19 protein-coding genes and 1 pseudogene are annotated in these 18,272 nt (G+C 64.7%); 8 read left to right on the top strand and 12 right to left on the bottom strand.

The window, feature by feature from the left end:
• The 3 genes and pseudogenes from H535_RS29245 to H535_RS0121255 all read left to right on the top strand — a co-directional run.
• Positions 1–177 (top strand): annotated as a pseudogene (locus H535_RS29245) (IS110 family transposase); the annotation flags it as partial.
• A gap of 184 nt (positions 178–361) precedes the next feature.
• Positions 362–691: an ArsR/SmtB family transcription factor gene (locus H535_RS0121260; RefSeq protein WP_026821135.1), complete on the top strand. Its 330-nt coding sequence runs from the start codon at positions 362–364 to the stop codon at positions 689–691.
• The gene (locus tag H535_RS0121255) at positions 691–1,404 is read left to right on the top strand and encodes a cation efflux transmembrane domain-containing protein (protein ID WP_026821134.1); all 714 of its coding nucleotides are present in this window, start codon (positions 691–693) and stop codon (positions 1,402–1,404) included. Before H535_RS0121260 ends, H535_RS0121255 begins: the two co-directional genes overlap by 1 nt.
• 33 nt (positions 1,405–1,437) lie before the next feature.
• Here the strand turns inward: H535_RS0121255 and H535_RS30460 are convergent, their stop codons facing one another.
• Positions 1,438–1,539 (bottom strand): MFS transporter small subunit, encoded by a 102-nt coding sequence (locus H535_RS30460; protein ID WP_425387312.1) that lies wholly within the window; start codon positions 1,537–1,539, stop codon positions 1,438–1,440.
• A gap of 1 nt (position 1,540) precedes the next feature.
• On the bottom strand, positions 1,541–2,929 hold the full coding sequence (locus tag H535_RS0121245) for an OFA family MFS transporter (protein WP_026821133.1): 1,389 nt from the start codon (positions 2,927–2,929) through the stop codon (positions 1,541–1,543).
• 266 nt (positions 2,930–3,195) lie between these two features.
• Between H535_RS0121245 and H535_RS0121240 the strand changes: the two genes are divergently transcribed.
• Positions 3,196–4,011: an alpha/beta hydrolase gene (locus H535_RS0121240; RefSeq protein ID WP_245580408.1), complete on the top strand. Its 816-nt coding sequence runs from the start codon at positions 3,196–3,198 to the stop codon at positions 4,009–4,011.
• Positions 4,012–4,032: 21 nt separating this feature from the next.
• Here H535_RS0121240 and H535_RS27165 read toward each other — a convergent pair whose 3' ends face one another.
• Both H535_RS27165 and H535_RS0121230 read right to left on the bottom strand, forming a co-directional pair.
• Entirely contained in the window at positions 4,033–4,947 is a 915-nt protein-coding gene (locus H535_RS27165; protein WP_081416873.1) for an alpha/beta hydrolase, read from the bottom strand.
• A 118-nt stretch (positions 4,948–5,065) separates the two neighbouring features.
• On the bottom strand, positions 5,066–5,464 hold the full coding sequence (locus H535_RS0121230; protein WP_026821131.1) for a hypothetical protein: 399 nt from the start codon (positions 5,462–5,464) through the stop codon (positions 5,066–5,068).
• A gap of 157 nt (positions 5,465–5,621) precedes the next feature.
• On the opposite strand from H535_RS0121230, the gene H535_RS28085 reads away from it, so the two are divergent.
• The gene (locus tag H535_RS28085) at positions 5,622–6,221 is read left to right on the top strand and encodes a TetR/AcrR family transcriptional regulator (RefSeq protein ID WP_051299638.1); all 600 of its coding nucleotides are present in this window, start codon (positions 5,622–5,624) and stop codon (positions 6,219–6,221) included.
• Positions 6,222–6,270: 49 nt separating this feature from the next.
• Here the strand turns inward: H535_RS28085 and H535_RS0121220 are convergent, their stop codons facing one another.
• A complete protein-coding gene (locus H535_RS0121220; protein ID WP_026821130.1) occupies positions 6,271–7,365 on the bottom strand; it encodes an NAD(P)-dependent alcohol dehydrogenase in 1,095 nt (364 codons plus the stop codon).
• 125 nt (positions 7,366–7,490) lie between these two features.
• Between H535_RS0121220 and H535_RS0121215 the strand changes: the two genes are divergently transcribed.
• Positions 7,491–8,447 carry a LysR family transcriptional regulator gene (locus tag H535_RS0121215; RefSeq protein ID WP_026821129.1) on the top strand — a complete coding sequence of 319 codons (957 nt, stop codon included), beginning with the start codon at positions 7,491–7,493 and terminating at the stop codon, positions 8,445–8,447.
• Here the strand turns inward: H535_RS0121215 and H535_RS0121210 are convergent.
• From H535_RS0121210 to H535_RS0121180, 7 genes are all read right to left on the bottom strand, one after another.
• Positions 8,422–9,429: a fumarylacetoacetate hydrolase family protein gene (locus tag H535_RS0121210; protein WP_026821128.1), complete on the bottom strand. Its 1,008-nt coding sequence runs from the start codon at positions 9,427–9,429 to the stop codon at positions 8,422–8,424. The genes H535_RS0121215 and H535_RS0121210 overlap by 26 nt on opposite strands.
• Before the next feature lie 8 nt (positions 9,430–9,437).
• Entirely contained in the window at positions 9,438–10,481 is a 1,044-nt protein-coding gene (locus H535_RS0121205) for an amidohydrolase family protein (RefSeq protein ID WP_026821127.1), read from the bottom strand.
• Positions 10,481–11,605, bottom strand: a complete 1,125-nt coding sequence (locus tag H535_RS0121200; RefSeq protein WP_026821126.1) for an FAD-dependent monooxygenase — start codon at positions 11,603–11,605, stop codon at positions 10,481–10,483. The genes H535_RS0121205 and H535_RS0121200 overlap by 1 nt, the downstream gene beginning before the upstream one ends.
• A gap of 41 nt (positions 11,606–11,646) precedes the next feature.
• A complete protein-coding gene (locus H535_RS0121195) occupies positions 11,647–12,651 on the bottom strand; it encodes a cyclase family protein (RefSeq protein WP_035770479.1) in 1,005 nt (334 codons plus the stop codon).
• Positions 12,648–13,592 (bottom strand): fumarylacetoacetate hydrolase family protein, encoded by a 945-nt coding sequence (locus H535_RS0121190; protein ID WP_026821124.1) that lies wholly within the window; start codon positions 13,590–13,592, stop codon positions 12,648–12,650. Before H535_RS0121190 ends, H535_RS0121195 begins: the two co-directional genes overlap by 4 nt.
• Before the next feature lie 3 nt (positions 13,593–13,595).
• Entirely contained in the window at positions 13,596–14,615 is a 1,020-nt protein-coding gene (locus H535_RS0121185; protein ID WP_026821123.1) for a VOC family protein, read from the bottom strand.
• Between the two features lie 150 nt (positions 14,616–14,765).
• A complete protein-coding gene (locus tag H535_RS0121180) occupies positions 14,766–15,986 on the bottom strand; it encodes an MFS transporter (protein WP_026821122.1) in 1,221 nt (406 codons plus the stop codon).
• A gap of 231 nt (positions 15,987–16,217) precedes the next feature.
• On the opposite strand from H535_RS0121180, the gene H535_RS0121175 reads away from it, so the two are divergent.
• Positions 16,218–17,120, top strand: coding sequence for a macrolide 2'-phosphotransferase (locus H535_RS0121175; protein ID WP_026821121.1), 903 nt, complete (start codon positions 16,218–16,220; stop codon positions 17,118–17,120).
• Between the two features lie 140 nt (positions 17,121–17,260).
• The coding region (locus H535_RS0121170) for a DUF222 domain-containing protein (RefSeq protein ID WP_155838822.1) at positions 17,261–18,272 on the top strand (1,012 nt) is incomplete at its 3' end.

Here is an 18,272-nt window from a genome sequence, read left to right as displayed (position 1 = left end):
TCCGCCTTCGCCGCCCTCAAGCACGACCAGTCCCGGGCCTATTACGACCGCAAACGCGCCGAAGGTAAACGCCACAACCAAGCCCTCATCGCCCTGGCCCGCCGCCGCTGCGACGTCCTCTTCGCCATGCTCCGCGACGGCGCCCTCTACGACACACCGACCATCAAGGCAGCCTGACCAGACCAGCCCCACAGCCGGCGAGCACCACGCCGCCGGCCGCTAACCCCTGCCCAAAACGCCATGCCGCGCATTCTCGAAAAACCCAAGCCCAACCCCTTGACGAAGAACATAGGGACACCCCCCCCCCCGGGACGAGAGTACATTCTTTCGTGTATTCAGCATGGGCTGTACTCTTGGAAATATGGAGGCCTTGACCCATTCTTCCGTGCTGAGCCGGTTCGGGCACGCCCTCTCGGACCCGACCAGGACCCAAATTCTGCTGGCACTGCGGGACAGCCCGTCCTACCCCAGCGACCTTGCCGGGATTCTGACGGTCAGCAGGCAGTCGCTGTCCAATCACCTGGCCTGCCTGCGCGGCTGCGGATTGGTGGTGGCGGTCCCGGAGGGCCGGCGGACGCGATACGAATTGGCGGACTCAAAGCTCGGCAACGCACTGACGGAACTGCTCGCCGTCGTCCTGACCACTGATCCCGACCACTGTGCCAACAGCGTCCGGGACGGTTGCTGCTGATGGCGTTCCTCGACGCACACGGACGGCCGGACACCGACCGCCGGGCCGTATTGTCCCGGCGCATCCAGCTCTTTGTCGCTGCCACCATCACCTACAACATCATTGAAGCCGTGGTGGCAGTCAGTGCCGGCGCGGCCGCCTCCTCCAGCGCGTTGATTGCCTTCGGCCTGGATTCGATTATCGAGGTGACATCCGCCGCGGCCGTTGCGTGGCAGTTTGCCGGACGCGATCCCGAAGCCCGGGAGAGAACCGCGCTGCGTTTCATCGCGTTTTCCTTCTTCGCCCTGGCGGCCTTTGTCGCCATCGACGCTGTCCGCGCACTGATCAGCGGCACGGAACCCGCCCACTCCACCGTGGGAATTGTGCTGGCGGCAGTCAGCCTGGCCGTAATGCCGGCACTGTCCCTGGCCGAGCGCCGGGCCGGACGCGAACTCGGCTCACGTTCCGCCGTCGCCGATTCCAAGCAGACGCTGCTCTGTGCCTACCTGTCCGGGGTCCTGCTGGCCGGGCTGCTGCTGAACAGTCTGCTCGGCTGGTCCTGGGCCGACCCCCTTGCCGCACTGGTCATCGCCGCGTGGGCGGTCAAGGAAGGACGCGAAGCGTGGAAGGGCGACGCCTGCTGCGCCATGCCCATCACCCGGATCGGCACGGACGAAGAACCCGACGGGGAAGTGAGCTGCAATTGCAGCGGCGAATGCGACTGCTGCGACTGATCCCGCCGGCGGTCCAGGCGACGACGCCGGTACTCAGTTGAACAGTGCCGTCACCTTGGTCAGCGTGATGAACAGCCCATAGCACAGCGGCAGTCCGACCAGCGCCCAGGCGACAGTGACTTTTGCGGTTTCCATATCAGGGCTCCATTGCAGATTCGCGGTCGAGGGACTGAGCAGGTTCGTGGTGCTTGGACGCGACGGGCTTGATCATCAGGTTGGCAATAAACCCGACGACCAACAGGCCGACCATGGTCAGCAGCGCCGGCTGGTACGCCTGCGCGGTCAATTCGCCCGGCGTGCCCTGTGCGTCCAGGAAGGCATTGACGATCAGCGGTCCGGCAATACCCGCCGCCGACCAGGCGGTGAGCATCCGGCCATGGATCGCGCCCACCTGGAAGGTGCCGTACAGGTCGCGCAGGTAGGCGGGCAGCGTGGAGAACCCGCCGCCGTAGAAGGAAATGATCACGAACGCCAGCGCCACATACAGCGCCGTCGTACTGGCGCCGGTGAGCGCGAGCAGTACATACAGCACGGCGCCGACGCCCAGGTACATCATGTAGATCCGCTTGCGGCCAATGACATCCGAAGTGGCAGACCAGCCGAAGCGGCCGGCCATATTGGCGATCGACAATAGCCCCACGAAGCCGCTGGCCACACCCACGCTGACCAGCGAGCCGCCGTCGGACTGGCGGAAGAAGTCCTGGATCATCGGTGAGGCCTGCTCCAGGATGCCGATGCCGGCCGTAACATTGCAGAACAGTGCTATCCAGACCAGCCAGAATTGCTTCGTCTTGGTGGCGTTCGACGCCGAGACCTGTCCGTCCGTGACGAGCGTCTTGGCCTTGACCTTCTCCGGGTTGAATCCCGCCGGCTTCCAGCCGGGCGCCGGCACCTTGATGGTCAGCGCGCCGAACAGCATGTACGCCAGGTAGACCACGGCCAGCGTCATGAAGAGCATTCCGACGGCTTCGCCACTGGCGACCCATCCGTCGGTTCCTGATTCCGGGTCGTAAGCGGCCAGCAGCGCCGCCGATAGTGGCGAGGCAATCAACGCTCCCCCGCCGAATCCCATGATCGCCATGCCTGTGGCAAGCCCGGGACGGTCGGGGAACCACTTGATCAACGTGGACACCGGGGAAATGTAGCCGATTCCGAGGCCGATACCGCCAATAAAGCCGTACCCGAGATAGACGAGCCAGAGCTGGTTGCTGAAGATGCCCAGCGCGCCGACGATGAATCCGCCGGACCAGAAGAGGGCAGAGGTGAACATCGCCTTGCGCGGGCCATTCCTGTCGACCCACGTTCCCATCACCGCAGCAGACAGCCCCAGCATCACAATGGCTATCGAGAAGATGATCCCGATCTGCGTCAGGCTGGCATCGAAGTGCTTGACCAGCGCGGTTTTATACACGCTGGTCGCGTACGCCTGGCCGATGCACAGGTGCACGGCCAGCGCCGCCGGTGGGATCAGCCAGCGGTTATAACCGGCAGGTGCAATCGTTCTTTCGCGATCGAGCCAACCCATCGCCGAACTCCTTTGATCGTTTCGTCCCGGCACAGCCGAACCGCGACCATCGTGCTATAGATCACCGGCGCCGACGACGGCAGCAGCCACGTGGTGAGACGAACGGTGCCTCTCGTGCGGTAAACGGTAGTTACTGACGAGACTGATGTGACTTTTCCACGGAACCGCCGAGGCTTCGCAGTGCAGTGCTTGCGGGAAGACGCCGGCCGGTAGCCGGCGGCTGCTATAAATAGACAAAGCCGCCAACGACTGTCGAAGGAGACACAGTGGCCCGGACCGAGATGATTCCAGGACATGCAGGCGACCTGGCCACAGCCTCGTGGGAGATCGACCAACCACGGTACGTGGCGGTGCTGTGCCACGGATACGGCGAGCACATCGGCCGCTATGAATGGGTTGCCGACCAGCTGAACACGCACGGCGCCAGTGTCTACGGCGTCGACCACGCCGGCCACGGCCGCAGCGAAGGCGAACGGGTACTCATCACCGACTTCGACCTCGTCGTCGACGATTTCCACCGCCTGGTCCGGCTGGCCACGGAGAGGAACCCGGGAATGCCCGTGGTGCTCATCGGCCACTCCATGGGCGGGATGATTGCCGCACGCTACAGCCAATTGCACGCGGACGACCTGGCCGCCGTCGTGCTTTCCGGACCGGTGCTTGGCAGCTGGGCAGTGCTCGACGACCTGCTGCCGCTGGAGGAAATTCCGCCCACGCCCATCGACCCTTCGGCGCTGTCCCGCGACCCGGCAGTTGCGGACGCCTATACCAATGACCCGTTGGTGTGGCACGGCGACTTCAAGCGGCCGACGCTGGAGGCGCTGCAAGGATGCCTGGACCGCATCGACGCCCACGGTTCGGTTGGCGACATTCCGCTGCTGTATCTGCACGGGGAAGACGATGAGGTGGTGCCCATGGAACCGAGCCGTGCCGGCATCGAAACAATCCGCGGCCCTGCCACCGAGGCGAAGTCCTACCCCGGCGCCCGTCACGAAATCTTCAATGAAACCAACAAGGATGACGTGCTCGACGACGTCACAACCTTCATCGACCGGGTCCTCAATGTGAGGGCCATCAACTGAACAACGGCCGTGAAGGACGGCTCACCTGCGGGTCACGGATTCAATTTCCATACCCACTACGTCGAGGAACTGCTGGAAACCCGGTTCCTCAATGGGAAAGTGCCCGCATCCTGCGAGCTCTATTAAGCGATGGCTGCCGGCAAGCCTGTTGAGATACTGGCTACTGATCCGCGTGGGAGTCCATTGGTCGTTGTCCGGATGGACCAGAATGACAGGCGGCCCGCTGTACGATTCCGGCGGCACCGCGGGGCCGGCCTCGAGGAACGATCGGAACCAGTTCAACGGCATCGAACCACCCCCACCACGTGGGTCCCGGGTGGCTTGAGCGGACAGCCCAGAGTCATTGGAGATCTTCTGCATAGGGGCGATCCATCGCATGGGAAGGGGGATCCGTCGAACCGGTCCCCTGATGATCTTCAGGAACGGCACAGAAAGACGTGCCATCCACGGCGCCCGCACGATCGCCGAGCGGACAGCAAGGTCTGCGACATCGAGAAGACAAGTTGCGATGACCCGATCGCCCCTGCCACTCAACACAGCTGTATCCAGCGCCAACATCCCTCCCATACTGGCGCCCATCAGCAGTAGCGGCCTGTTGTCATCAATCCGCGCCGAGATGTCGACCAACAACCGCTGCCAATCCTGGTACGATACCGGCCCGCTTCCCCGCGAACGCGTGCGCCCATAGCCAGGAAGGTCCACGACAGTTACGAGGGCTCCAAGCTGCGATAGATGTGCGGCAAAGGGCCACATTGCCGCGGCGTTGCCTCCTGCCCCGTGAACCAGCAGCATACGGACGGGAGCTTTGGATGGGCCGACGTGTTCAAGATGAACGTCCCAGCGGCGCCATCTCCAAATCTCCGCCACACGCTCGACAGTAGGAGCAATCGACCGAATGTAGGGTTCGTATCTGCCGTCCGCCGCCGTGAAACTCACTTCCCCAGCATAGGTCCGTTGCCACGAAGAAGGGGGGTCATCGCGTTCGATGACCCGCCCCTTTCATCGCCCCGGGGCGCTCGTGGCGGAAACCCGCCGGGGTCAAAACCTGGCCGCGTCAGGCAAGTTCACCTTCGGGCAGGCGGCTGAAGCCCTTGTCTTCGTTTTTGATACCCACAGAAACACCCGATCCAGCGAGTTGGCGCATCATCCCCAATGCCGCCCCGCTCGGAGACCCGTAAATCTGAATATTCTTCGTCTCAGCGAGATAGTCGACATAGGCGTTCTCAACGTGCTCCTTCACCACTTGCATGTGGAACTCCATTGAGTCCGAGTCAGGGTGAACTTGGACAAATGAAACCTCGGTGCCTTCCTCGTTGAAGTAAGCACCAAAGTGGATCAGGCGCGGCTCGTGCGCCTCGACGGTTGCGATGAACTCGGGTAGATACTGCTTGAAGTTATCGAGTTGCCCCTCCTTGAGGGCGTGAGTGCCGATAAAGATAAATGGCCCGGCCATGACATGTTCTTTTCTCTTCAGATTTGAAGGCCCGACGGCGGCAGAAGTTCCCTCCCAATGCTCCGCTTATGGTCCCTGATGAGCGGCCACTGGCCGCCGACGTCGGCCTCCTTTCCTCGCAGTTGACGCCGTGTAAACTGATTTTACTGCTAAGTTTTTGCCAAGTGCTGATTTTATCTACGGCCAACCGACCACGCGGCATCGCATTCTCCAAGCTGCCTGGGAGGCGATTGAGGAGCTCGGGTCGAAGACGCGACTGGCCGACGCCGCGGAGCGGGCCGGGGTGTCACGGCAGGCTGTCTACCTGCACTTCGGGGACAGGTCCGGGCTGCTCACTGCACTGGTGGAACACATGGACGAGAAGCTCGGGCTCGAAGAACTCGCGGCCCACGTGTTCGACGCGCTCCCCGGGGCCGAAGCACTGGACCGCATGGTGGAGTTGCATGCAATTTACTCACCGAAGGTCGAATCTGTCGTGCGGGTTCTCCAGGCTGCGCAGTTCGAGGACGATGCACTGGCAGCCGCATGGCGGAACCGAGTCCATGGCCGCCGCGCCGTTCATCGGGCCATCATGGAACGGATTGCCGAGGAAGGCCGGCTCGCGAAGGGTTGGACCGTTGACACCGCGGCCGATATCTCTTACTCGATTACACTGCCGGAAATGTGGCGGGAACTGACCGAACAGCGGGGATGGACAGCGAAACAGTACGCACAAAACATCAGCACGTTATTGAGGAACAGCCTCGTCGCCGGCTGACAACGCTGCCGCTCCCATCGGTATCGCCCACCCGGGGACCGGCGTGCGCTCAGAACACGATGACCGGCTTGATCGTCGAACCGTCGGCGGAATCGGCGAAGGCTTGATTGATGTCCTCGTAGGAGTACTTCTTGATGAGCTTGTCGAAGGGGAACTTACCCTGGGCGTGGAGATTGATCAGTCGGGGGATGAACTCCTTCGGTACTGCGTCTCCTTCGATGACGAGGCTGACGTGGATGCCATTAAGCAACAGCGTACCGATGTCGAAGGGCGCCTCCGTCCCCAGTTTCGCAGCTCCCACCAGGGCCCCGTGGCCCCTGGTGGCCAGCGACTTCGTCATTTGCGAGAAGACCGCGGGGACGCCCGTGGTGTCGAGTGCGTAGTGCACGCCGCCGGTGATCTCCTTTATCGCCTCGACCGGGTCCGTCTCCCTGGAGTTGACGGTGTGGGTGGCGCCGAGTTCCTTGGCGAATTCCAGGCGCTCCTCGACGATATCGACCATGATGATGGTGGTGGCCCCGGCGGCCTTGGCGGCCAGCATTGCCGCCATGCCAACGGCCCCGGTGCCGAATACTGCAATGGTCGAACCTGGCTTGGGCTCCAGGACATTGAGGACAGCGCCGGAACCGGTCATGATGCCACAACCTAGCGGCCCGAGAATGTCCAGCGGTGCGTCTGCGGGGACCTTAACCGCACCATGGGCCACCACGTTGGTGTACTCGGCGAAGGAGGACTGGCCGAAGAAGTGGGAGCCGATGGCACCCTCGTCGTCAAAAAAGGCCTTCGAGCCGTCCTGGCGCTGCACCCCGAAGTTGCGATCGTAGAAGTTCGCGCAATACATGGGATGTCCGGAGATGCACTGCTCGCAGTGGCCGCAGAAAGCCGGACCGATAACAACCTTGTCACCTGTGGAGAATCCTTCCACGGCCGATCCCACAGCCTCGACGGTTCCAGCACCCTCGTGCCCCAGGACAACGGGCAACGGAACCGGGTACCACTGGTCCCGGATGATGGCATCGGTGTGACAGACGCCGGATGCGGCAATCTTCACCCGGATCTCGTCCGGACCGGGGTCATCGACCTGGACGTCCCGGATATCGAGATCGGTGTCAGGAGCTGTTGCCACTGCTGCTCTGGTCTCCATGTGCTTACCCCTCATTCCCGGTGCCTCCACTTGATCTCATGCTAGCCCGGACGACAGGCCAGCGCGGAGCACCAACAGTCCAAGAAGATCCGGGTGGCGGCAAGCAGGTTGGATAACGTGGAGCCATGAAGCATCTGGACCTGAACTTGTTGCCACAGCTTCAGGTGTTGCTGGAACTGCGCAATGTCTCCCGCGCGGCAGAGCGCCTGCAGCTCAGCCAACCGGCGACCAGTGCCGCACTGGCCCGGCTCCGCCGCCATTTCGACGACGAACTGCTGGTCAGAGTTGGCCGGGTCTATGAATTGACGCCGTTCGCCCAGGCTCTCGTTCCCCTCGTCGAGGAGGCGATGCAGTATGTGCAGCGCGCGACGCGTGTCCGCTCCGGCTTCGATCCCGCATCCAGCGAACGAACCTTTGTCATCGCAGCATCCGACTATGCCACCACGCTGATGGTGGTCCCGCTGCGGCGCTACCTGCGCACGGAAGCGCCCGGCGTCACGGTGGATTTCATCCCGAATTCCTCGGTGCACGGCGAACTGTCCGAATTCTCGCGGATGGACCTGCTCGTTGGCCCAACCGGGTACCGACTGCAGGGCGCCAGCCGGCATGTCTTCCGTGACACGTTCGCCGCGGTCGTGGATGCGGAGCATCCGATTCTGGAACGGCCGGCGGTCAACCTTGAGGATCTTGCCACGTCTCCGCATGCGGTGGGTTTCTTCGGCGAGGATATCCACACTCCGCCCGACCGGCTCTTTGAGGCCCATGGCCTCCACCGCAATGTTGCCGCCGTCGCCACCGGATTCCTGCCGCTGCCATGGCTCGTCGAAGGCACCGACCTGCTGGCGATGGTGCCGCGGATGCTGGCCGCCCGGGCTCAGCGCGGTGCCGGCATCGCCGTCATCGACTTCTCCGACGACCTGGAGACGTCTCTGGTCGAGGCAATGTTTTGGCACCCGTCCCGGGACGAGGATCCGGCCAATGTGTGGCTCCGCTCCGCGGTACAGCGGGCATGTTCGCAGCTTCATCACCTGCACGCGCCCGACGCTCACCCGGTCACTATCCAGCGGACCGATTCGGGCTAGTTCCGGGACGTGCCCGTGCCCGGACCAGGGTTTCCGCCTCGCGCCGCGGCCCGACCCTGTTTTCGATACTGCCAATCCCCTCGACGCTCATCCGTACCGTGTCGCCCGTCGTCAGCGGCGGGGGAACCATGCCGCCGTGCCGCCCCCACAGCTCCGCCAGGCATCCGCTGCCGCAGGTGCCCGATCCCAGCACATCGCCGGGAACCACCACCGAGTCCTGCGAGGCATACGCCACCAGTTCGGCAAAGGGCCACCCCATGTTCGACAACCGATCCTGCCCGACCGCCTCGCCGTTGACCTGAACGGTCATGGCGATGGGCAGGAAGCCGTCGTCGTCGTGCCTGGGTGCGAACTCGTCGGCTGTGACAATCCACGGTCCAAGGGTGTTGGCAAAGTCCTTGCCCTTGCACGGGCCCAGGCTCACTTTCATCTCCCGGCGCTGCAGGTCCCGGGCGGACCAGTCGTTGAAGACGGTGTAGCCGAAGATGTGCCGGTGGGCCTCGTCGGCCGTGAGGTTGCGGCCGCTGCTGCCGCCGACGTACCCGACGACGGCGGCCACCTCGGTTTCAAAGTCCAGTTGGTCGCAGCCGGCCGGGATGCCGATCTCCTCGCCGGTGGCACTGACCGTGTGCGGATTCGTGAAGTAGAAGGTGGGTGCCTCGTACCATTCGGCCACCACCGTGCCGACGCCGTCGATGCTCTTCCGCACACCTTCGACGTGTTCCTCGAAGGCCACGAAGTCCCTGATCGAGGCCGGCTGCAGCGGAGCGAGCAGTACGACGTCGGCCAGCGGAACCGAGGGCGCCCGGCCGATGAGTTGTTGGGCCAGTTGCAATGTTTCGTCCAGGCCGAGCGCCAGCAGGTCGTTGGTGCTGCGGTCATCGGTCAGCGCGTAACAGCGGTCCCGGCTGATGAAACCGGACCGGGCCGCTCCGCCGTCGTGCGTTTTATCGGGCTGCATCCAGCGGGCAAGCTTGACCATCTTTGTCCTTACTCTCGTCGGGCGTGCACCCGGAGTCCGAGCGCCGCCGCGTTATGTCTGAGGATATTGTCTTCGTCCGTCGCCGAAAGTCCCGCGTCGCGGACGTCGGCGACCGGATCATCGGAACCCATGTCGAAAGGGTAGTCCGAGCCGAGCAGCACGTGATCCGCTCCGGCGGCGGCCACCAGCGCGCGGAGTTCGGTTGGACTGTGCAGCAGCGAATCGAACCAGATGCGCTTGATGTACGACGACGGCGGGTCCGCGCAGCCATGTGCTTCGGAGCGCACCTTCCAGGCGTGGTCGGATCGGCCGAGTGTGGTTGGCAGATACCCGCCGCCATGGGCGGCCAGCAGCTTCAGTTCAGGGTGCCGGTCCAATACTCCGGCGAAGATCAGATGGGACAGCGCCACGGCATTTTCGGCCGGCTGGGACACCGTGTTGGACAGATAGAAATGGTCCAGCCGTTCGTCCAGGGAACATCCAAAGGGATGCAGGAACACGATGGCACCCAACTCTTCGGCGCGGGCCCAGAAGGGTTCCAGCCGTGCATCGGAGAGCTCCACGGTGCCGGCCCCGGCCTCCGGGGACGGTGCAAAGGAGCCGATTTCCACCCCCAGCAGCCCGCATTCAACGACGGCATGCTCCAGCGCGCCGACCATGAGTCCGGGATGCTGCAGCGGCACCAGCCCGAATCCGTGCAGTCGCTGCGGCGCCCGGTCCACGAGGGTACGGATCGCCATGTTGGTCCGGGGCGCCACTTCCATCGCGAGTGCCTGATCCGCGAAGTAGTAGTAGTGCGACGGAGAGGGAGAAACCACTTGCACCTCCACGCCGGCGGTATCCATGTCCGCCAGTCGGCGTTCCGGGTCGGTCAGCTGCGGCCAGCGTTGACGGATCATGGTTGCCGAGTTTTGCAGCGATGCTTCCCCGTGCCGCCGCCGCTCGAGGTCCTGATGCGCCGCGAATCCCGACGGGTCCGCCCGGGCCACGTAGTCGCCCAGCTCCGGAAGCAGCACATGGGCGTGGATATCGGCCACCGGCGCGGACGGGATCACGCAGGCTCCTTCACCCGGTTGGAAATGCGGTTCAGCAGCCCCGGCACATCGGCGTCGGTGACGCCGTCGAGCATCCACTGCCCCAGCTGCACCGAGGCCTCCACCACCTCCCTGGCCCGCTCCAGCCGGCGTGCGCTGAACGCCTGCCACACGGCGTCATCGAGTTGGTCGGATTCGATCAGCAGCTCGGCGAGCACCGCCGCATCTTCCACCGCCATCGCCGCCCCTTGGGCGATGGTCGGCGGACAGCTGTGCGCAGCATCGCCGATGATAACCGTCCGGCCGCGGTTCCACGGACCATCGACAAGATGGGCGGTGAAGTGCGTGTAGTTGACGCGGGCCCCGGCCTCCAGGCTCTTGCGGATCTCGTTCCATGGACCGCCATAGGAGGTGGCCAGCTCCGTCATTATCCTTGACCCGTCGACGTCGTGGCGGTCCTGGGCGTCCTCCACCAGGTAGGCATACATGCTGTGCTCACCGGTGGGGCAGTAGCCGGCGATGTAGCAGCGCCCGCCGTAGGTCAGGTCCGTGCGGACGACCTCTTCCGGCCTGTCCACGAAAGCCCTCCAGATTCCCATTCCGGTGGATTCCGGTTCCGTTTCGATGCCGATCTCCCGCCGCACCCTCGAGTGGATGCCGTCCGCACCGATCAACACGTCGTAGTGCCGGGTGGCGCCATCCGACAGCACCGCCGCCACACTCTCGCCGTCGTCCTTCACGCCTGTGACATGGCTGGAGTAGCGGATCCGTACGCCAGCGTCGACGGCCCGGCCGCGGACGATGTCCGCCAGTTCCGGCCGGTTCATGCCCAGCGTCGATGGAAGGTCCTCGCCGCCGGTGCGGATATCGTCGATGACGGCGAGCACCGTGCCGTCCGGATCCGGCGCGCGCAGCCCCAGTGTGCTGAAGGCGAAGCCCTTGGCCTCCATCTGGTCCCGGATGCCGAGCTGTTTGAAGATGCGCAGGGCGTTTCCCTGCAGCGTGATTCCGGATCCCAGCGTGGACGGGCCATCCGTCTTTTCCAGGATTTCGACGTCGATACCGGCATCGGCAAGAAGAACTGCTGCGGTCAGTCCTGAGGCCCCCGATCCGACGATTCCGACCTTCTCAACGGCTGCCATGGTGTGCTCCTTTGCTGCGGCTGCTGCGTGGATTGGCTGTATTACTTGAGGGCGATGGGGTTGACCGGTGAACCGACCGCGCCGGTGATGGGCAGCGGCGCCGCCGTCAGCATGAAGTCGTACCGGCCGTCCTCGGCGCAGCTTGCGGCCAGTTCGTCCAGGTCCCACATCTCACCGATAAACAGGCCAAGATTCGGGATGGCGATCTGGTGCAACGGCTGAAAGGCAGTGTCGAATTCGTTGGGGCGCACTTCGAAGCCCCAGGTGTCCGTGGCGATGCCGGCGATCTCGGTCCGGTGCAGCCAGCCGGCCGAGGTGAAAGACAATCCCGGTGCCGGGCCTCCCGCATAATCGCCCCACCCCTCACGCCGGGTCCGGGTGTATTGGCCGGTTCTAAGCACGACGACGTCGCCTCGCCTGACGGAAGAGCTATCGCCCTGGCGTTCGATGGCCAGCTCCAGATGCTCCTCGGTGATGGCGAAGCCATCCGGCAGCTCGCCGTCGTCCCGTCCCAGCTCGGGACCGAGAGCCCGCCCCACATCCAGCAGCACTCCCCTGCTGACGATGTGCGCCGCCGCTGTCTCGATGCCGGTGACCAAGTCGCCCTCGGAGGTGACGACGTCGCCGGCCGCCCGGCCGTTCCACGCCTTGCCGCGGTCGAAGATGTGCCCGAGTCCGTCCCACTGGGTGGAGCACTGCAGCGGCATCGAGATCACGTCGTCCGCTCCTCCGATGCCATGCGGGAACCCCTGATTGCCGCGTTCGGCATCGACGCCGGTGTCAGTCATGGTGTGGACCGGGTTGGTGCGGCGGCGCCATCCTTTTTGCGGGCCGTTGGTGTCGAACGGCTGGGACAGTGAAAACGTGCGGCCGGTCTGCACGAGTCCGGCCGCTTCCACCCGCTTGGCGGCGTCGATGAAGTTCAGCGTGCCCAGCCGGTCGTCGGCACCCCACCGTCCCCAATTGTTGTGGCGCTGCGCCATCGCGGTGATGCTGGCCAATGCGTCGTGGCGGCGGATGCTCTCGTCGATCTGCTGGTCTGTCATGATGTCCCCTCGTCCCGGCAACGGACAATTTGAGTGCCAAGTCCGCTGATGCTGCCTTCCATCACGTCTCCGTCGCGGAGCAGGCGTCCCCAATGCGCCCCGTTTCCTGCGGGACTTCCGGTCAGCACCAGGTCCCCGGGCAGCAGGGGCATGTTCTGCGACGCCTGGGAGACCAACTGGGCCACCGTGAAGATCATGTCGGAGGTCGATTCGTCCTGCATGGTTTCGCCGTTGAGCTTCAGGGTCACCTTCAGATCCTGCGGGTCGTCGACGAATTTCGCCGGAAGCAGCAGCGGGCCGGTGGGCAGGAAGCCCGGGGCGTTCTTGGCCCGGTACCAGTCCGTACCGATCTCCGGCATGTCCTTGCGGAAGACCAGGTCGCGGGTGGTGATGTCATTGACCATCGTGTAGCCGAAGACATGGTCAAGCGCCTCTTCCGGGCTGAGGCGGAATGCCTCGGTGCCGATGACGGCGGCCAGTTCCAGTTCCCAGTCGTGTTTGCGGCTGTAGCCCGGCAGCACGAGCTCGTCGGCGGCCGAGGCAATCGCCGTCGGCAGTCCAATAAAGAAGTAGGCCAGGCCTTCGGCGGCCCGCTTGTCCATCATCGCGGCGGTTTCTTCGGCGATCTGTTCCTCGCTGCGCGGGTCGTCCGCCGGTCGGTGGGCGAGGCTGAGGTCAATCACATGCGTCCGGTAGTTCGCACCGGCCTGAATCACCTGGCGAGGTTCGACCGGGGCCAGCACCTCGACGTCGTCATAGTTCAGCCACCCGTGTCCGCCCGCGTCCGCGGCCAGTGCATCGCACCGTGCTTCGATGTCCCGCCAGCCGGCGACGACGTCGTCAATCCGCTGCTCGAGCGGCAGCACGTGATGGCCGGACACCAGGCCGGCGCGTGTTCCGGATTCGCCGGGTGCCCTGAATCGGATGAAGGAGTAGGCCATGATTCAGCCCCGTCCCTGCCGGGCATAAGGGTTGAGCAGATCGGCCTTCATGTCCTCTGAAGCCCCCTCTTCGGTGGCCGTGAGGCCGTCCGCGGCGGGGAAGGATTCGGTCATCGAGTCCGGCATGGCGCCGTTGCGATAGAAGTTGGCCGACCCGTCGGACGGTTTCCACGTTGTAGGCTCCCAGTCCGGCACGTAGTTGCGGTACCCGCCGGAGTTCAGTTCCACGCGCAGGCCGCTGGCCTCGCGGAAGTAGAGGAAGTTCTGCTCGCCGATGCCGTGAATGGAGGGGCCATATTCCATCGGGGTGCCGTTTTCCATCAATACGTCGGCCGTGATCAGCAGTTCCTCGTGCGTGTCCGTCCAGAACGCAATGTGGTTGACGCGGCCGGCCCGATCCGATGTGTCGAGTACAACCCCCAGATCGTGGGACTTCTCGTTGGTGGTCAGCACGGAGAAGACGGTGATCGGCGCCTCGTCCAGGTCGGTGAAGGCCATGATGCGGAATCCGAGGACTTCGTTGTACCACTTGGCGAACCCCCGGACGTCGGACGCCGCAACGGTCACGTGGTCCAGGAATCGCGGGGCGCATGCGTGCCTGCTGCGCTTTTCCGGACGGTCCGGGTAGATGGAGGCGAATCCCGGCTCGGCCTCGAATTTCTCCAGCTCATAGACCAGGCGCATCGGATGACCATACGGCCCGACGAATTCGTAGGCCTTGCCGTACCCGTTGCCGCCATCGGTCCAGTGCCCTTCCGTGCCGGCTGCTGCTATGTTCTTCGCGGCAGTTTCCAGCGCGGCTTCGCTGGCGGTGCGCCAGGCCATTCGGACCAGTCCAGGCTCGTCGCCGTCGGTCACCACCAGGCTGTAGCGGTAGTAGTCGCCCCAGCAGCGGAGGTAGATGGTGCCGTCGATGCGGTCGACAATCCGCATGCCGAACTTCTGCTCGTAGAAGGCGGCTGAGGCCTCCACGTCGGGACTGGAGATCTCCAGATGGGCGAGGTGGGAGAGGAGCTTTTCCACGATGTGTTTCCTTCTGCGGTGATGAATAGGTCGTTCGTACTGTGCGCGTCATCACCAGACTGCCGCCGCGTCGATATTTGCGGAAGAGGGAATTGTGGATAGCAGCTATTTGTGGCGTTTATGCCTGGTTCCCGTGCCGCGGCCGCCGGGCTACGCGTGCGCCGGGCTGCTGCCCTTGCCACTCAACCGGGCAACGAAGCAGATCACCGCACACAACAGATACGCGGCCAGCACCAGCGACCAGCCGGCCTGGAATCCGCCGAAGAGTTGCAGCAGCAGCCCCATCGCCAGCGGTCCGATGCCAAAACCGACGTACATCCCCATTGAGACGACCCCCGACGTGGCCCCGACCCGGGCCTTGGGCACCTCCCGGATGGCCCCGGCCATGACGACGACATTGACGGCCAAGGCGGTGGCGCCGTGCAGGAAAGTCCCCACCCAGAGCATCCACGCCTGTCCAGCCGGGGCAGATGACAGCAGCAGCAGCGCACCGGCGGCCGCGCCGCAGGCCAGGATCAGCAATACCGAAAACCCGTTTCGGCGCAGGGACATCGCCCGACCCCAGGAAACCCGCGACACCATCCCCACGCTGCCGGCCAGTGCAGCAGTCAGCCCCGCCAGCAACAGGGAGAAACCGAGATCCCGCTGCGCGAACAACGGCAAATAGACATTGGTGGCCTGGATTCCCACACCCGTGGCAAACGCCGTGGCCGCGTAGGCCCACACCACACCCGGCAGCCGGCCGGGATTCTCCTTGACCCCGTCACTGCCGGTGCCCGCCGTCGTCGTCGACCGTCGTCGTGCATCGACCGCCGGCGCAGGCACCTGCCGTGCAGCAAAGAACGCCAGAATCATAATGACGACGGCGGCAGCCGCCGCGGCGCCCTGCCAGCCCGCCAGCAACGCCACCGCCGGGAAGAAGATTCCGGCGAACAGCTGGGCTCCCTGGACGCCTGACTGTTTCAGGCCAAGCCGGCCCGGGCGCTTGTGCGGCGGATCCAGCCGCATCACCACCCGGTTGGTGCCCGGGTTGGCCATCGCCTGCGCCCCGCCGGAAACAATCATCGCCGCGATCAGCACGACGTAGCTGTGCGAGAGGGCCGCGACCAGCATGGAGGCCGCGGCTCCGCCGAAAATGATCAGCAGCGCGGTCCGCTCGGAGACCCGGTCGGCCAGCTTGCCGAGCCATAGTGCGGTGAGGCTGGCGGTGAAAAACGTGACAGTTGCCAGCAGGCCGAACTGGGATTCGCTGATCCCCAGGTCCTCGATCACCAGTGAACTGGTGGTACTCAAGCCGTAGCTGAGCAGCGGGCCGACGCCGATAGCGCACCAAAGCACGAAGAGCAGTCCGGCTGGCGGCTTCGTGGACAATCAGGCTCCTCAGGGCTGGCAGACGGGCGCGCGACTGGGTGCGGCCACGGTCCAGCCTATTCTCACCCGGCAGGCGGACGGGATGTCCCGACTCCATCATTACGCGAGAACCTGTTCGGCATTGTCCCGTCGCCCCGCTGACGGCCCCTCAAATAGGGCGCTCCGTACTTTGCTATCGTGACTGGCATCCCGCCGTCGTCGACCACGAGCGGGCACAAGAGGGAGGCTCCGATGCAGCAAACCGATACTTCCCAGCCAAGTGAAGTCGCCGCCCTGGCCGCCTCCCACGGGCTCATCATCGATAAGTCCAGCGTGACATTCAACGAGGCAGGGCTTGACTACCGTGTGGCCTTCGCCAGGGACGACGACGGCGCAGGCTGGGTATTGCGCATCCCCCGCCGCACCGATGTCTCTGCGAAAATCGCAGACGAGGCGCGGATTCTCGACTTCGTAAAGCATGAGCTGTCCGTGGCCGTGCCCGATTGGCGGATCCGGAGCGATGAGCTGATCGCTTACCCGCTATTGCCGGGTGACCCGGGCTTGACCCTGGACGCCGGGACAGGCGAACCAGTGTGGCACTTCGACCGCGAATCGCCCGTCTATGCCCGCTCGCTGGGCCGGCTGATCGCCGAACTTCACCAGATCGACACCCGCGCGGCGGAGACTTCGGGCACTCCTGTGCAATCACCGGCGGAGGTGCGTGAGGAGTGGAGCACCAATCTGGATCACGTCCGCTCCGAATTCACGATCAGTGACGATCTGCTCGCTGCATGGGATGCATGGCTGGCGGATGATGAGCTGTGGCCGGAGCGTTCTTCGTTTACCCATGGTGAGCTTTACCCGGCGCATTTACTGCTTGCCGGTGATGGCACCATTGAGTCGGTGCTTGACTGGACGACGGCGAAGGTCGGCGATCCTGTTTCGGATTTCGCCCTGCATCATATGGTGTCGACGCCGGAGACATTCCAGTTATCCGTCGAGGCCTACGCTGCGGCCGGTGGGCACGTACCAGTACGGCTCGAAGAACGCTGCGAAGCGCTGGCATCCGCCTCTCCGATCAATTACGGGGTATATGCGTTGACCACGGGTGACCCTGAACATGCCGCCGCTGCAGCGGCCCAACTTAATCCTTGATCGACGGCGGGCACACGCTCCCGGCATCCCAGTTGCAATCTGTTTCGCTCCTCCTCCACAGGTGTGGTCGGGGTGGAGTTTGTCCACATAGGGTGGTTGAGCCATTGAGGGGCTGACCAGGGGCCCGTAGTGTCGAATACATGTTCGACAAACCATCATCCGATACGAGCGGGGAGCCCGCCCAGAGCCAGGGGCCACCCACCGCTCGGGTCACCCCTGCCGCCCCGGCGGGCGGCCAGGTGGTGGAGCCGCAACGGGGCGCTGTCCGGGCGGACGCGTCCGGCTCGTGTCCGATAGCGGATTTCGCGGCACTGCTGGCGGAGCTTCCCGGCGACGTGCCGGATACGGACCTGGTGGATCGAATCCGGAAACTGGAGGACCTGAAAGCCGCCGCCGCGGCCGCTCAGGCCCGGGCCACCGCCGTCTTCGACGCCTCCCAACGCGCCGCCCAAGCCGACGCCGGGGTGGCCAAGGACAAACAAGGCGAAGGCATCGCCTCCCAGATCGGGCTGGCCCGGCGGGACAGTCCCACCCGCGGCAGCCGCCACCTGGGCCTGGCCGGCGCCTTGGTCAAGGAAATGCCCCACACCCTGGCCGCCCTGACCACCGGGGTACTCAGCGAATGGCGCGCCACCGTGCTGGTCCGCGAAACCGCCTGCCTCGAGGCCGCGGACCGGGCCCGGGTCGACGAGGCCCTCGCCGCCGACCCCGCCAACCTGGAAGGCCTCGGCGATAAACGCCTGATCGCCGCCGCGAAAAAGGAGGCCTACCGCCTCGACCCGCACTCAGTGGTCCGCCGGGCCGCGAAAGCCGCCACCGAACGGACCGTGACCACCCGACCGGCGCCGGACACCATGACCTACGTGACCGGGCTGCTGCCCGTCGCCCACGGCATCGCCGTCCAAGCAGCCCTCGAACGAGCCGCCGACCGGCTCCGCGCCACCGGCGACGACCGCTGCCGCGGCCAAATCATGGCCGACACCCTCGTCGACCGCGTCACCAGAGCCGAACACCCCAAGGATAAGAAGCCGGGCACCACCGCCGGCGCCGACATCGAAATCCAACTCGTCATCACCGACCGCACCCTGCTGACCGGAGACCACGAACCAGCCCACCTGACCGGCTACGGCACCGTACCCGCCGGCTGGGCCC

Source organism: Arthrobacter castelli DSM 16402 (genome assembly GCF_000430705.1).
Classification (GTDB): Bacteria; Actinomycetota; Actinomycetes; order Actinomycetales; family Micrococcaceae; genus Arthrobacter_C; species Arthrobacter_C castelli.
This window is presented reverse-complemented; position numbering and strand designations above follow the sequence as displayed.

Bases quoted from the DNA above. Each gene is read 5' to 3' on its own strand.
- H535_RS0121210 (WP_026821128.1), bottom strand. From the start codon at position 9,429: ATGGTCAAGCTTGCCCGCTGGATGCAGCCCGATAAAACGCACGACGGC.
- H535_RS0121245 (WP_026821133.1), bottom strand. From the start codon at position 2,929: ATGGGTTGGCTCGATCGCGAAAGAACGATTGCACCTGCCGGTTATAAC.
- H535_RS0121255 (WP_026821134.1), top strand. From the start codon at position 691: ATGGCGTTCCTCGACGCACACGGACGGCCGGACACCGACCGCCGGGCC.
- H535_RS0121195 (WP_035770479.1), bottom strand. From the start codon at position 12,651: ATGACAGACCAGCAGATCGACGAGAGCATCCGCCGCCACGACGCATTG.
- H535_RS0121215 (WP_026821129.1), top strand. From the start codon at position 7,491: ATGAAGCATCTGGACCTGAACTTGTTGCCACAGCTTCAGGTGTTGCTG.
- H535_RS0121190 (WP_026821124.1), bottom strand. From the start codon at position 13,592: ATGGCCTACTCCTTCATCCGATTCAGGGCACCCGGCGAATCCGGAACA.
- H535_RS0121230 (WP_026821131.1), bottom strand. From the start codon at position 5,464: ATGGCCGGGCCATTTATCTTTATCGGCACTCACGCCCTCAAGGAGGGG.
- H535_RS0121220 (WP_026821130.1), bottom strand. From the start codon at position 7,365: ATGGAGACCAGAGCAGCAGTGGCAACAGCTCCTGACACCGATCTCGAT.
- H535_RS0121260 (WP_026821135.1), top strand. From the start codon at position 362: ATGGAGGCCTTGACCCATTCTTCCGTGCTGAGCCGGTTCGGGCACGCC.
- H535_RS30460 (WP_425387312.1), bottom strand. From the start codon at position 1,539: ATGGAAACCGCAAAAGTCACTGTCGCCTGGGCGCTGGTCGGACTGCCG.
- H535_RS0121200 (WP_026821126.1), bottom strand. From the start codon at position 11,605: ATGGCAGCCGTTGAGAAGGTCGGAATCGTCGGATCGGGGGCCTCAGGA.
- H535_RS0121175 (WP_026821121.1), top strand. From the start codon at position 16,218: ATGCAGCAAACCGATACTTCCCAGCCAAGTGAAGTCGCCGCCCTGGCC.